Below are 16,296 nucleotides of genomic sequence, written 5' to 3'. Positions count from 1 at the left end.
CATCCTTCTCTTAAGCGGTGACCGGTTCCGTCTCGTGCTCTTTATGCGATTGCTGCCGGTACAACTTTGCATATAACCCTTCTTTGGCCAAGAGCTGCTGGTGGCTCCCCTTTTCCTTTACGACACCTTGCTCCATAACATAAATGACGTCTGCCTGTTCAACCGTAGATAGCCGATGAGCGATCATTAGGGTCGTCCTGTCTTTCATCAATGTATGTAAAGCACTTTGTACCCAAAACTCGGACTCAGCGTCCAGTGCAGAGGTAGCCTCATCGAGCAGGAGAATCGGAGCATTTTTGAGCAAAGCCCGGGCAATGGCAATTCGCTGACGCTGTCCTCCGGATAACGAAGTTCCGCGCTCGCCAACCATCGTATCGTAGCCGTCAGTCAGCTCCAAAATGAAATCATGCGCATAAGCCGCTGTTGCCGCATCCTTCAATTCTTGATCCGAAGCATCGGGTTTGCCGAATCGGATGTTATCGCTAATCGTACCGTGAAACAAATAAGGATCCTGTGGAACATACGCAGTTAGCTCTCTGATTTCAGAAAGCTTATAATGGCCTAGCGGTTTGCCAAGCATGCGGATCGTCCCGCCATTAGGCGGATAGAAACCCAGAAACAGCTTCATGACTGTGCTTTTACCGCTGCCGCTGGCACCAACGAGGGCGGCTATCTGTCCTTTCTGCACGGAAAGTGTACTCCCGTTTAGAATGCCGGCAGTAGTGCCGTAATCAAAGATCACGTCGCTCATTTCCAATTCCGCACTTGGAATCGCCTCCTGCTCGCTGCCCTGCGGGGATACGGACGAATATCGATCCGGCTCCGCCCTTTCATCAAGCAGCTCGAATACGCGTGCGGCCCCGGCAAACGAATGCTGTATCAATGAAACGATGCTGCCAAGCTGCAGAAATACCATCGAAACACCTGTTTGCAGCTGTACGATTTGTCCCAGAACACCGAGTTCGATCAAGTTCTGCGAATACATGATAATCCCAACAACGAGCACCCCGCCTAAGCTCATGAAGTTAATTAGGAAATTCACTGCTTCAAGAAGTCCCGTTTGATGCCCCTGCTTCATTGCTGAGGCCGTGACCTCCCCATTCATATCATGGAAACGCTTCGTAACCGTACGATGAAGCGAGAAAATCTTGATCACTTGCAGACCAGCGAGCAGGTCTGACAAACGTTCGGTCAAACCGCCGGTTTGCGCTTGAAACCTGTCGCTTATTTTCCGCAAAGGGCGTGCGAAGCGCGTATTGATCAAGACAGACAGCACACCGAGCACCAGCAATACCAAGGCAAGCCGCCAATCGAGTACAAACATAACGGTCAGGGAGCCGACCAGAGTCATGCATTCTACAATGATCGATTTCAAATGCTCAGTGAACGTTTGTTCCATCAACTGCATATCATTCGTTGTTCGCGAAACGATATCTCCTGAATGATGGGATTCATAGTAGCTCTGCGGCAGCCGTCCCAGCCGTTCGAAAACGAGCAGCCGAATGTCTACCATCGTTTGTTTCACGCTGCGATGATACATATAGCTAAAAAACGGCGACAGTACACTAAGCATGACGAACGTGCCGCCAACGACCCATACCGCCTTCATGAGATCAGCCTGATCGCGATGAACGGAAAATTCAAGTAAATATTGAATAACAAAAGACATCAGAATAGCAATACTGGCATTGCTTAAGCTATCTCCGATTAATCCGAAGAAATACCTTTTACGGCGTAGCTGCATAAAAGACATTAGTCGTTTAAATTCCTTGTAGGACTGCCTTAGGAACATGACTTAAGCCCCCTCTCTGTCTGCGCTGGCGGTATCTTCTTGCCGTACAAATTGTTTGAAGTACAGCTTCTTGTAAGGACCATTGCTGCGAATTAATTTCTCATGTGTGTTGCATTCCACAATTTGTCCGCCGCTCATAAAAATCACACAATCCGCTTGATCTATCGTTGTCAGTCGATGCGTGATGACGAGAACGGCACGGTCTTTCATCACCCGTTCAAGCGCTTCCTGAACGATGGCTTCGGAGTGCGTATCGAGCGCGGATGTCGGCTCATCCAGCAGCAGTATCGGCGCATCCTTCAACAGAGCGCGTGCGATCGCAATCCGCTGCTTTTGACCTCCGGACAAGGAACCCCGTTCCCCGATGATGGTTTCATACCCTTCAGGCTGCTGCATAATAAAATCGTGCGCATTCGCTTCTTTGGCCACCCGTATGATATCGTCACGGGTGGCATGAAGGTTCCCGAAACCGATGTTCTCAGCAATCGTCCCTGGAAACAGGTGGGTGTCCTGAGAAACGAGTGAGATTTGGCTGCGAAGCTGCTTCAGATTCCACTCATGCAAGGGCCTGCCGAGTACCTTAATCGTACCGCCCCCCGGTGACAGTTCGTAAAATCCGCAAAGCAACTTGAACAGCGTGCTTTTCCCGCAGCCACTGGAGCCTACAAGAGCGATCGTCTGCTGATTTTGCAGCCAAAAGCTTAAACCATTCAGCACATTCGTTTGTCCGTCATAGGAGAACGTGACGTTCTCAAATTCAATCGGTGCCGCATTTAGATCCACATCTTGGAAGGAAAGGATGTCCTGCTCCACCGACATATCAAGAACATCAAACAACCGCCTGGCTGCCCCGGTCACTTCCTGTACCTGAGCAGACAGCACTGGGATCATGGATATGGGCTGAAGAACAAACGAAAACATATACAAGAAAATGATGATGTTGCCGGATGTCAGCTCGCCTTTTTCAATCAAGTAGCCGCCGATGGCGACCATAAAAATGAGCGGTGTTGAAAGCAGCAGAATACTGATTGGCGACATGAGTGCGCGACGCTTTTCGAGCAGCAGGCTTTTGGACAAAACCTGCTGCATCACGGTGCTATACTTTTCGAGCAGCGTATCCTGCCTGTTAAAAGCTTTGACCATCGAGATACCGCCGATCATATCTTGAGTGACCGCATTGGCTGAGCCCAGTTGTTCCTGCAGCTGTTCGGAATATTTGCTGATCGGCCTGCTTAATATGGCGGTAACGGCAATTCCAACAGGCAGCAGGATAAGACTGAACAGGATCAGCTTCCAGCTCGTAAGCAAAAGAATCGTAAGCGCACTAACAAAGACGACCGGCATGTAAAATAGATTGGCAAAATGGTGGATAAAAAAGTTTTGCAGCAAGGTCGTATCGTTCGTCAGGCGGGATACGAGATCGCCCGATTGCTGCTTCTCTACAGTAGAAACCGGCAGGTTCTCCAGATGATTCGCAACCGCATTGCGCAAATCGCGCAGTGCGTAGGCACTAAACCGAGTTGAAGCAAATTTGATCAAATACTTCGAAATCACACCGATCAGCGCCAAAACAGCAATGAAACTAGCGGTGAATAGCAGTGTACCCGAAGAACGGTCGACCATTTGTTCAATCAGCTTACCCATCTCGATATCGACGCCTGCAGCCATGAGCGAGGTTACAATCGTCAGAAGAACCCAAAAGCTGTAAGGCTTGATATAGGCCACTAGCCGAAAGAAAATCGGCTTCGGTCTTGGTGGCTGCGACTTGCTTTTTCGACTGGCCAAAGTATCGCTCCTCTTCATCGCGGGTTATAAGGATAAGATTCCCTTGATAATCTCCGCATTTTTGGCGGCATATGGCGCATCCAACATGTCTTCATGGGGACCTGCTCCCTCATAGCTGCGATACTGCGAAGTCGTGGATTGGTTCCACAATGTACTGCCGTTTAACTTGCTGCTTGGTTTGATTTCGTTCTGTACAAAATGGATATTTGCATGAATAGTGCCGGTGTTTTGCAAACCGTTCAGGAAGATCATGTAGCTTTTCATTTTTTGAATCACCGTGTTTTTGAAAAGCTCGTTACTGACATAAGCTTCGTACTTTGCGTTAGACTCGGCTTCTTGAACCAAAGCGTCGACCTCTTTCACCACTGTCTTTTCGGATTGACGTATCACTTTATTTTTCCTGGACGCATCCAGCATGATCAGATCCGAGACGGCGTACCCTTTTGCCTCCATCGCCTTCGTCAACTCGAACATGAGATTGCCGCCTGCGGAATATCCCATAAAGACATACGGCCCTTCCGACTGAACACTTGTCACAAGCTCCATGTAACGTTCCAGCCGATCCTCGCTCTCGATAAAATCAAGACCGTAGAGGGTATGCGAACTGATCGATTCCGCGAGCTCTTTAAACACAAAACCGAAGCCGCCGACCGGCGGGAAACAGAATACATGACGATCCGTTTTCCGGTTCAATAAGGTAATAGGTTTGTTAAAATCGATCCTTAGCTCTTGGGAATCCATGTATTGAGCTGTTTGTTCAATAGTCGGATGCTGGAATAAGTAATGCAGCGGCAATTCTTCCTGCATCGATTCGTAAATTCGTGTCACAAGCTGAATGGCTTTCAGTGAATGGCCGCCAATTTCGAAAAAGTTGTCGTGAACGCCAACTTGCTTCAGACCAAGGATCTCCTGCCATATGGCTGCGAGCCGCTCCTCGGTTGCGTTACGAGGTGTGACATAAGCTGCGCGTGCCAATGTGCTTTCATCCGGCTTCGGCAGCGATTTTTTATCCAGCTTACCGTTCGGTGTCAACGGCATGGCTTCCATTCGGATGAAATAACTCGGGACCATGTAAGCTGGCAGCTCGGAGGAGAGATACGCTCTCAGCTCTGCCATATCCGTACTTTCTCCCACGACAAGGTAGGCACAAAGCACCTTTTCCCCGTGCATCTCTTCCGTCACGACGACAGCTTCCTGTACTTGTTCATGTCTGAGAAGAGTAGCTTCTATCTCTTCCAGTTCGATCCGGTAGCCCCTAATTTTCACCTGCTCGTCGAGTCGGCCGATATAGTCAATCGTACCGTCTGGCAAGAGGCGGGCAAGATCTCCCGTTTTGTACAACCGTTCACTTGTGCCTGCTATGGCTGTGAATGGATTCGCGACAAATTTTTCCGAAGTCAGGTCATCACGATTCAAATATCCTCGAGCCAAACCATCCCCTGCGATACACAACTCGCCAATGATGCCGATCGGCTGTAGATGCTGAACGGTCTCATTCACAATGTATACTTGCGTATTTGCGATCGGACGGCCGATGGTAATGTCCTTATCCGGCGCCAGGTCTCGCAGGAATGTGGCTACGACGCTGCTTTCCGTAGGACCGTATTCATTCACAAGCTCAATGTGCGGGAAGAGCTGTTTGCTGCGATCGATCACAAGTTTATTTACCTTCTCGCCCGCAACCGTAATGATGCGCAGCGAGCTAGCTTCTTCCGTGTTCATGCACTCGAGCAGCGCTGCGTACAAGCTTGGCACGCTGATGAAATGCGTGATGCGATGCTCCGCGATTTGCTTTTTGATAGCGATAGGGTCTTTCGCATCTTCCTCTTGCGGTAAGACAACCGTGGCTCCCGCCAGAATCGGTGTGAAGAAGCTGGTCACGAAGCCGTCAAAAGCAAACGAAAACAGCTGCAGTACATGATCGTTCGTGCTCAGTGCATATTCCGACTTTCTCCACAAGAGATTGCCGGCGATGCTGCGGTGCTCGATCATGACGCCTTTCGGTTTACCCGTTGTTCCAGATGTATAAATGATGTAGGCCAAATCCGTCATCTCATTGACCTTGTGCAAAGTGGAGCTATCGGCAGCGTAGTGCTGATCGTTGTTCAGATCCAACCACTCCCCGGTGAAAGCGGCCTTTACTTCATCGCTCATGCCCGCGATCAGCCGCTCCTGAGTGAGCACGATCGCAGCGCCGCTATCCTCCAGCATGTAGCGAATCCGCTCTTGCGGATACTGCGGATCAATCGGCACATAGGCCCCGCCGGCTTTCAGTATTGCCATGATACCGACGATCAGCTCGAGCGACCGGTCGGCCATAATGCCTACCCGCGTCTCTGGGCCAACTCCCTTAACTCGCAGCGTTCTTGCCAATTGGTTGGCCTTCGTATTCAACTCCGCATAGGTCAGCTGCCCGCCTACACAGACGACTGCCGTTTGCTTCGGTGTTCGCGCCGCCTGCTCCTCAAATAGCCCGTGCAGCGTATTAACGTTTAGCACTTCAGTCTGCGTTGCGTTGAAAAGAGCCCATTGCGAAAGCTCTTCCTCCGTCACGATGGCAACCTCAGCTAACGACGTATCGGGACGATCAAGTAAGTTGTCGATCAGGTTTAACAAATGGCGCCCCATACGCTCTACCGTTGCTTTGTTAAACAATTTTGTGCAGTACTCCAGATTAAATCCGATCTCAGCTTCGGTCTCAACCGCTGTTAACGCGAGATCGAATTTGGCGACTTTATGCTCGAGAGGGAACGGTTTGAACTGCAATTCGTTAAGTTCGATCTCCGCATCGTCTGTATTTTGGAAGATAAAGATCGTATCGAACAGCGGGTTACGGCTTAAGTCCCTTTGTAAGCCCAAGTTTTCTACCAGCAGCTCGAACGGGTAATCCTGATGCTCGTAAGCCTGCAGCGCAGTTTCTTTGACTTGCTGGAGGAAGTCTCGGAATGTCAATCCGGCTTCTGGCCGGCTCCGCAGCGCTAACGTATTGACGAACATACCTACGACGCTTTCCACGTCCGCATGCGGTCTGCCGGCAATTGGCGTACCCACTACAAGATCATCCTGACCGGAATATTTGGCAAGCAGCACATTAAATGCGGCGAGCAGTACCATATACAGCGTCGTTCCCTGCGAAGCAGCCAGTCGGTTCAACTGTTCCATCCTTTTGAGGCCTGAGCCGAAAACGATATAATCCCCTTCGAAGCTTTTCACTTGCGGTCTAGGATAATCAGTCGCGAGATTTAGCAGCGGCACTTCGCCGGCAAACTTGCTTAACCAGTATTGCTCGTGCCTCTGCATAACACCGCTTTGGAATTGCTCATTTTGCCATACCGCAAAATCCTTGTACTGGATAGTCATCTTTGGCCGCTCAGCGCCCGCATACAAAGCAGCAAAATCATTCACAATGATACCGCTCGAGACACCGTCTGAAACGATATGATGCATATCTAAGACAAAGACGTGCTTATCGTCCGCTCTTCGAATCAAAGCTGCGCGAACCAATGGCGCTTCATTAAGCTTGAACGGACGGATAATAGACTGTACAAGCTGGACGGCAGCTTCGTCTGAATCAGCCTGGAAAACCTCGATTTGAACATTCAGTTCGGCATCCGCATGCACCTTCTGCCTCGGCTCCCCATCCACGGTATGGAATGAAGTGCGGAGTGCTTCGTGCCGACTAACGAGTGCCCGGTAAGCCTGCTCAAATCTCCCAAAATCCAGCTCGCCTTCGATCAGCATCACATCCGGCATGTTATAACCAACGCTGCCCGACTCAAACTGCTGCAGAATGAACATCCGTTTTTGAGCAGATGACAGCGGGTAATATGGCTGCTCTTCTGCAGGCTGAATCGAGCGGTAATCGTGCGATGCGGATTGGTCAACAAACTTGGCAATCTGCTGCACCGTCGGCATTTCGAACAGTGTACGCAGCGGCACCTCTACACCCGTTTCACGGTGAATCTGGGCGAGGAGCATCATCGCTTTCAGAGAATGGCCGCCCAATTCAAAAAAGTTATCTTCAATGCCGATCCGGCCGATTCCGAGTATCTGTTGCCAGATGCCGCATAGCCTACGCTCCGTTTCATTTGACGGTGCCCTATAATCGTGCTCTTGCCCGCCATCCGGCTCCGGAAGCGCTTTGCGGTTAATTTTACCGTTCGGTGTCAAAGGAAGCTGATTCATTTGAACAAAGTAAGACGGCACCATATAAGCAGGAAGCTCCTTGCTTAAGCTTTCCTTCAGCTCCGAAGCTGGCATGATTTCGTCCGAAACGAAGTACGCGCATAAGTACTTTTGACTATGGGAATCCGTCCGATCAACGACTACGGCTTCTTTGATACCCGCTTGTTTCAGCAAAATCGCCTCGATTTCGCCGAGCTCGATCCGGTAGCCTCTGATTTTGACCTGATGATCGACCCGTCCGACATATTCCAAATTGCCGTCTGGCAGGAAGCGTGCCAAGTCACCTGTTTTGTACATGCGAATTCCAGTTTCGCTGCGGAACGGGTCCTCCATAAACACTTTCTTCGTTCTCTCCGGGTCATTCAAATAGCCGCGTCCAACACCGATGCCTGACACACATAATTCGCCTTGAACGCCAATCGGCACAAGCTTCATATAAGGGTCCACAATGTAAACATGCAGGTTTTGCACCGGTTTGCCGATCGGCACCGTTTCCAGTTTCGGCGCTTCATCCATCTCAAACAACGTAATGTCGTCCGACGCTTCGGTTGGCCCGTATGCGTTAACCAGCTTAACGTGCGGATAGCGCTCGAACCATTTTCGTGCGAGCGGAGGTTTGATCGACTCCCCGGTTACCAACACAAATTGCAGGTCGGGAAGCGATACTGCTTCCGGCAAATCCAGCATCGCGGTCAAATATGAAACGACTACCTCCAGAACCGTCGCCTTGTCTTCCGCTACTTGCTTCATAAATTCACGTACATTCAATACGAGTTCATGACTGTACATCGCCGTCCGTCCACCAATGACCAAGGCAGTAACCAACTGCCAAACGGAAATATCGAAGCAGTGCGGGGCATTCTGAACAATGACACTTTGTTCGTCTAGATGAAAGGCGCTGATCATCGCATCCATATGATTCAGCATGCCAGCATGCTCCAGCATGGCGCCCTTCGGCTTTCCGGTAGAGCCGGACGTATAAATGACATATGCCAGGTTGCCCGATACGGGTACGGGAAGCTTGACGTTCTCTTCCTCTACCTGACGGATGACCTCATCGTCCGTGTCGATCGGAATGATTACTCCGTTATAGCCTTGCTCGATTTCAGCTGTTAAGTATGGCATTTCGGTCAATAGGCAGAGAGCGCCAGAATCAGCAAGCATATCGCGGACTCTTTGCGGCGGATAGTCCGGATCGATTGGCACATAAGCGCCGCCCGCCTTCCAAATCGCCAGGATGCACACAATCATCCTTGGTGAACGGTGAAGCAAGATGGCCGCCAAATCCTCCTGCTTCATACCTTTTATCAGCAAGTAACGAGCTAACCGATTTGCCCGCTCATTCAACTCGCGGTAAGTGAGGTGCGTTCCTTCGAAGCTGACCGCAATGCGATCCGGCGTTTGCGCCGCTTGTTGTTCGAAGAGCTGCGGCATCGTAACATCCAGGTTGAACGGTTCTTTCGTATCGTTAAATACATGGATGATCTCATGCCTCTCCGCAGCGTTAAGCATATCAATCTCAGCCAGCAAACTATCTGGGTTCTTGACGATTTGATGAAGCGTCCGCAAATAATGATCAGCTAATCTTTCCATTGTCGGCCGGGTAAATAACTGCGTGCTGTATTCCAAATTGAAACGGATTTGATCCTCTTCTTCCGTTGCTTCCATTGAAAGATCGAATTTGGCAATACGGCTCTCCATTTCATAAGGCGTAAATTGGAGCCCTTCCATTTGTGCCGCCCGAACAGAAATGTTCTGCATGCTGAACATGGTGTCAAACAAAGGGTTGCGGCTTAAATCACGAGCCATGTTCAGTTTGTCGACAAGAGATTCGAAGGGATAATCTTGATGCTCGAATGCGCTGAGCGTCGTATCTTTCACCGATGCCAAAAACTGCTTGAACGTTTGCCTGCCTTCCGAGCGGTTACGCAGTGCTAGCGTGTTTACGAACATGCCGATAACCGGTTCAAGCTCTGCACGCGGTCTGCCGGCGATCGGCGTTCCGATCACGATATCTTCCTGCCCGCTGTATTTGGACATCAGCACATGATAAGCAGCTAAAAGCACCATAAACAGCGTTGTGCCGGTTTCGGCAGCAAGTCCTTTGAGCATGTCAGCCAGCTCTTTACCTGACCCTACGGTCATATAATCGCCTTCAAAGCTTTGGATGGAAGGTCTGGAGAAATCGGTCGGTAAATCCAGCACCGGAATTTCCCCTTCAAATTGAGATAACCAATAAGTCTCCTGCTTTTGCATGAATTCCGATTGAAAAAACTCGTTTTGCCACACAGCAAAATCTTTATAGTGGATCGAAAGCTCCGGCAAGGCTTCCCCTTGATACAAACGGACGAATTCATCGACGAGAATAGCCATCGATACGCCGTCGGAAATGATATGGTGCATATCGAAAAGGAATAGATGACGTCCGGGCTGTAAATAAATCAAACCAACGTGAAGCAGAGGCGCTTTTGATAAAGCGAACGGTCTTACGAACTGTTCCACCAATTGGCCTAAATCAGTACCATCTTGAATGTAATCCATATATTCAATCTCAAATTGCAGATTCCGATGTACGGTTTGAACCGGTTCGCCATCTACAACAGAGAAAGAGGTGCGCAGCGATTCGTGCCGTTCAACCAAGCGAATGAACGACTGTTTGAATCTTTCGAGGTTCAGCTCACCTTCAATGAACATAACACCGGGCATATTGTAAGCCGTTCCGGAGCCTTCAAATTGTCCAAGAATAAACATCCGCTTCTGGGCGGAGGAAACCGGGTAATAGTCGCGATGCTCCACCGGCTTGAGCAGCGTATACGCCTCCCTATCGGCCTGTGCGATATGCTGGGCAAGCGCCTCTATCGTCGGCGACTCGAACAGCACCCGCAGCGGCACATTCACTTGAAGCTGCTGTTTGATTCGCGCGAGCAGTGTCATCGCCTTCAGCGAGTGGCCGCCGAGCAGGAAGAAATCGTCGCGGATGCCGACCTGCGGCACACCGAGTACGTCCTGCCAGATGAGAGCGAGCTTTTCTTCCGTTTCATTCTGCGGTGCTGCATAGTCCGAACCGATTCTAAGACCGCCTTCCGGTTCAGGCAGCTCGCGACGATCGATTTTGCCGTTAACCGTCAGCGGCAGCTTCTCCATCTGCACCACATACACCGGCACCATGTAGGACGGAAGCTCTTGCATCAGAAATGCTTTTACTTCCTGCGCACCCAGCTCCTTCTCCGCTACGATGTAGGCGCACAAAATCTTCTGCCCGTTCGCGTCCTCGCGTGCGATCACTACAGCATCTTTCATGGCAGGATGCTTCATGAGCTCCGCCTCGATCTCGCCCAGCTCGATCCGGTACCCTCGGATTTTCACCTGCTGATCAATGCGTCCTCTATACTCAATTGTCCCGTCAGGCAGCCATTTCGCCAGGTCGCCTGTGCGGTACATCGTCTCTCCCGCTACGAATGGGTTCGGTACGAAGGTCTCGGCCGTCAGCTCCGATCTGTTCGCGTAACCTCGCGCCACACCATCACCGCCGACGTACAGCTCACCTGGCACGCCGACAGGCTGCAGCTGGTTGTACTTGTTTACGATATACGCGGTGGAATTACTGATCGGCCGTCCAATCGGAATGCTTCCCTCGTAATCCCGTTCGACCCTAAATGTCGTGGAGAACGTTGTGTTCTCCGTCGGCCCATAGCCGTTAATCAGACGCAAATCCGGACACTTGCTGCGTACATGGTTAATATGGCTCGGCGACAACGCATCTCCGCCTACTAGCAGTTGGCGAACACCCGTGAACAGCTCCGCGTTCTCCTGCGAAAGCTGGTTGAACAGCGGTGACGTGAGCCACATGGTCGTGATGCGGTGTTCGGTGATGAATGCGCTGAGCTGCTCACTATCCAGGATGACGCTTTTGTCGGTCAGGTAGAGTGTACCTCCGTTCAGCAGCGCCCCGAAGATCTCGAAGGTGATCGCATCGAATCCAAGCGCTCCTGTCTGCAGGATCCGCTCATCCGCGTTCCACTGAACGTAATTCGTATCCTTGACCAGCCTTACGACGCTGCGCTGCTCGATGAGCACCCCTTTCGGCTTGCCGGTGGATCCGGATGTGTAGATGACATACGCCAGATCGCGAGATGAGCCGGGCAGTTCCAGGTTGGAGCAGTCACTATCATTAGGGACAACCTCATCGTCAAGGGTGATCACTTGAACAAAAGCAAATGCCGTTGTTTGCTGACGCAGGTGCCGCTCCGTCAGAATGATACGAGCGCCGCTATCTTCGAGCATGTACTTCATGCGCTCTACAGGCACATCCTGATCAAGGAGCAAGAAGGCGCCGCCTGCCTTCAGGATGCCGATCAGACCAACCATGAGCTCCAATTTATTTTCCGCCATCAATCCGACGACATGATCGGGCCCTACTCCCTGTGCTATCAGCGTCCGAGCAAGGTGGTTTGCCTGCTCATTGAGCTGATGGTATGTCAACTGTTGACCCTGCCAAACAAGTGCTGGATGATCAGGCGTTTGCCGGGCCTGCCGCTCAAACAATGCAGCGATGGTCATCTCGCTCGGATAATCCGTTTGCGTATCGTTGAAATCCGCCAAAATTTGTTGTCTTTCTTCCTCAGAGAGCAAGTCGAGCTCCGCCAGCTTCCTCTCCGGTTCCTGCACAATGGATTCGAGCAGTACGAGGTAGTGGCGTCCCATTCGCTCAACGGTTTCCCTCTCAAAAAGATTCGTGCTGTATTCGATATGTACGTTCAGACCATTCGCCGCTTCCTTCGCTTCCAAGGATAAATCGAATTTGGAAACGTAATTCTCAACAGCGTACGGCTCAACATGCAGCTCTTCGAATCCTGCCTCCTGTACATCAATATTTTGTACCATGAACATCGTGTCAAACAGCGGATTGCGGCTAATATCGCGCACAATGTTCAGCTTTTCGAGCAGTGATTCAAACGGGTAATCCTGATGGGTGTACGCCATCATCGCGTTTAACCTGACTTCCGCTAAAAACTGCTTGAATGTTTTGTGGCCCTCGGGCTTATTTCTCATTGCCAGCGTGCCGACAAACATGCCAATGATACCTTCCACATCGGCATGGGATCTTCCGGCTGTCGGCGTACCGATAATAATGTCTTCTTTTCCGGAATATTTGGAGAGCAAGACGTTATAGGCGGCAAGCAGCACCATGTAAAGCGTTGTTCCTGTTTCCGCAGCAATGCGCTTGATGCCTTCCAAGATTCGTTTTTCCGCCTGCAGCGTCAAATGATCGCCCTCAAAGCTTTGCACCGCAGGTCTCGCATGGTCAGTCGGCAGCTCCAGCTGCGGCAGTTCCCCTTCAAACAAGTCAAGCCAGTAGGCTTCCTGGTTTTTCAGTTTCTCGCTGTGCAGACTGTCATGCTGCCATACAGCAAAATCTTTATACTGAACGGAAAGTTCCGGCAGATCTGCCCCATGATACAATTCTGTAAATTCGTTGACGAGGATCGACATGGACACCCCATCCGAAATGATATGGTGCATATCGCACATGAAGATGTGATGATCGTCGGCAAGCTGAATCAACCCTACGCGGAGCAGCGGAGCCGAATGCAAATCAAACGGTTGAATAAATGAGCGGATTAACGCCTCGACCTCGACATGAGACGGCTCTCCCCCATCAACCTCCGAATAACTGACCTCAAACGGAACAGATGCGTGTACTCTCTGAAAAGGCTCTCCATTTACCGTTTCGAACGATGTTCGCAGCGTCTCATGGCGTTCAATCAATCGGCGGAATGCCTGTTCCAAGCGGTTTCTATCCAGCTTCCCTTTCAAAATGAACACGCCTGGCATATTATAGCCTGTGCCTGATCCCTCAAATTGATTGATGATATACATCCGCTTTTGTGCCGAAGAAACGGGATAAACATCCTGCTGCGGTGCAGGGCGAATCGCCATAAATCCGCTGCTTTCTACGTCGACAGCTTCTATATAACGTGCTACTGCTTCAATATTCGGTGTCTCGAAAATCAAGCTTAACGGTACTTCCACTTCGTACGCTTTGTGCAGCGCTGTGATGAGCGACATCGCCTTCAGCGAATGCCCGCCCAGCGCGAAGAAATCGTCCAGCACCCCAACCTGGCCGCAGCCGAGGACCTCTTGCCAAATTTGTGCAAGCTCCGCTTCCAACTCTGTTCTCGGCGCCACATAGGCCGTGCCTGAGTCCAGCCCGCCTTCCGGCTTCGGCAGCGCTTTGCGGTCGATTTTGCCGTTGGCGGTAAGCGGGATTTTGTCCAGTTTCACAAAATGCGACGGAATCATGTACGCCGGCAAATCGCTGCCGATATGCGCCCTAAGCTCGGATACGGTCAGCTCCCCGTCTGCGATGAAGTAGGCGCACAGGAACTTCTGCCCCTGTTTGTCATCCTGCGCCAGCACCGTCGCTTCCTTGATCTGCTCGTGCCTCAGCAGCTGCGTCTCGATCTCGCCGAGCTCGATGCGATGCCCTCGGATCTTCACCTGATGGTCGATCCGTCCGAAGTATTCCATCTCGCCATTGGGCAGCAGACGCGCAAGGTCACCGGATCGATACAGCCGTTCCTCCGGCTTGTATGGATTCGCGACGAACCGCTCCGCCGTCAGTTCTTCGCGGTTTAAATATCCGCGAGCCACGCCGTCTCCGCCCACGTACAGCTCTCCGACGACGCCAATCGGCACCAGCCTGCGCTGCGCGTCGAAGATGTAGCTCGTCAGCGTCGGAATAGGACGGCCGATGTTGCTCAGGTTCGTTTCGATTTCACGATCCGTTATTTCTTTATACGTAACATGCACAGTCGTTTCGGTAATCCCGTACATATTGATCAGCAGCGTATCTGGATACTTCGTCTTCCACGGCTTCAGCATGACCGGATTCAGTGCTTCCCCGCCGAAGATGACGCAGCGGACGGCAAGCCCCTTGCCCGGCTCCTGTAGCTCCTCTTGGACCAGCGTATAGAAAGCGGTCGGCGTTTGATTCAGTATCGTCACTTGCTCCTGCCGCAGCAGCTGGGCGAATGCTTTCGGGTTTTGTGCGGTTGTTTTTGGCACAACCACACACCTGCCGCCGTACAACAGCGCCCCGTACATTTCCCACACGGAGAAATCGAAGCAGAAGGAGTGGAATACCGTCCACACGTCGCGCTCGTTGAAATCGAATTGCAGCTGGTCATGAACGAGGAGACGCACGACGTTCTGATGCTCGATCATAACACCCTTTGGCTTGCCGGTCGTGCCGGATGTGTAGATGATGTAGGCCATATCATGCGGCCCATTCACAGACTCTAAGCCTGCACAATCCCCGGCGTACACCTGAGCGTCGCTCATGTCGAGCACAACGCCGTCATAAGGCACCTTATCGGCTAGATGCGGCTGCGTCAGCAGGACGCGAGCCCCGCTGTCCTCCAGCATGAACTGCGTGCGCTCCTGCGGATAGTCAGGGTCCAGCGGTACATAAGCGCCGCCGGCTTTGAGCGTCGCGAGGATGCCGACGATCATATCGAGTGAGCGCTCTACGAGCAGGCCAACCCTAACATCCGACCCCACTCCGTGGCTGCGAAGAATGCGGGCAAGGCTGTTGGCACGTTCGTTCAGCTGGCGATACGTCAGCCGTTCCTCGCCGCAAGAAGCAGCGACACGCTCCGGCGTCCTTTGCACCTGCTCCTCGAATAAACCGTGGATCGTTTGATCCTGCGGGAACTTCGCCGCGGTCTGGTTGAATTCGTCCAGCAGCGTCATTTTTTCGGCCATGGATACAAGCTCAAACTCCGCCAGGCTGCGGTCCGGCTCATTCAAAGCCGACCGTAAAAAATGAATCAGGTGAAACACGATTTGCTTCATCAAAAATTCGCTATACATACCTGTGTTGTATTGGATAACCAGTTCAACCTGCTCTTCGGCTTTTGAAAACTGGAAGATAACATTGGATTGGACATGGTTGGCGATGCTGCGGTCATGAATGCTATCGAGCAAAACGAGTGTAGGCAGATAGGGTTTGTCTCCGCTCCCTCTCGGCAGGTCAAGCAGCTCCGCTAATTTCGCATACGGAAAATTTTGATGCTCGTTGGCAGATAGGATGGTTTCTTTTACAGCTGTCAGCCATTGTTTGAACGTGCAGTTATCCTGGTTGAAGGTCGTTTGCAATAGCAACAGCGAGTTCACCAGAACGGAGCTTTGCTTGTTTTGCTTGAAAACAGGCATGCCAACGACGATCTCCGATTGGGAAGTATACCGTTGCAGGATGTATGTAACCCCAGACAAGAGGATCATATAAAGAGCAAAATCGGACTTACTCGTGATATTCTGCAGCTTTTGCGAGAGCTCTGACGGGAAGTCATATTTCATCGCCGACATTTTGTCAGGGATAGCGCCTGATCGATCAGCATCCCTCGGAAATTCCGAAAGAACGATTTCACCCTGCAGCTTGTTCAGCCAATACTGCTGTTCCTTCTCAAATTGACCGCCAGCAAGCATCATATTTTGCGAATATTTATCGATCATGAGCATCCTCCTAAGAG

3 protein-coding genes are annotated in these 16,296 nt (G+C 51.2%); all 3 read right to left on the bottom strand.

What is annotated here, in order from left to right:
- Positions 1-10: 10 nt before the first annotated feature.
- Genes AC58U0_RS10825 through AC58U0_RS10815 form a run of 3 tightly spaced genes read right to left on the bottom strand, consistent with a single transcriptional unit; the run spans position 11 to position 16,279 of the window.
- On the bottom strand, positions 11-1,792 hold the full coding sequence (locus AC58U0_RS10825) for an ABC transporter ATP-binding protein (protein ID WP_497379010.1): 1,782 nt from the start codon (positions 1,790-1,792) through the stop codon (positions 11-13).
- 3 nt (positions 1,793-1,795) lie between these two features.
- Entirely contained in the window at positions 1,796-3,577 is a 1,782-nt protein-coding gene (locus tag AC58U0_RS10820) for an ABC transporter ATP-binding protein (RefSeq protein WP_497379009.1), read from the bottom strand.
- A 24-nt stretch (positions 3,578-3,601) separates the two neighbouring features.
- Positions 3,602-16,279, bottom strand: coding sequence for an amino acid adenylation domain-containing protein (locus tag AC58U0_RS10815; RefSeq protein WP_497379008.1), 12,678 nt, complete (start codon positions 16,277-16,279; stop codon positions 3,602-3,604).
- Between the last annotated feature and the right edge of the window lie 17 nt (positions 16,280-16,296).

Source organism: Paenibacillus sp. J31P190 (assembly GCF_059692075.1).
This window is presented reverse-complemented; position numbering and strand designations above follow the sequence as displayed.

Excerpts from the sequence above, each read along its gene's own strand:
- AC58U0_RS10825 (WP_497379010.1), bottom strand. The coding sequence starts at position 1,792 with ATGTTCCTAAGGCAGTCCTACAAGGAATTTAAACGACTAATGTCTTTT.
- AC58U0_RS10815 (WP_497379008.1), bottom strand. The coding sequence starts at position 16,279 with ATGATCGATAAATATTCGCAAAATATGATGCTTGCTGGCGGTCAATTT.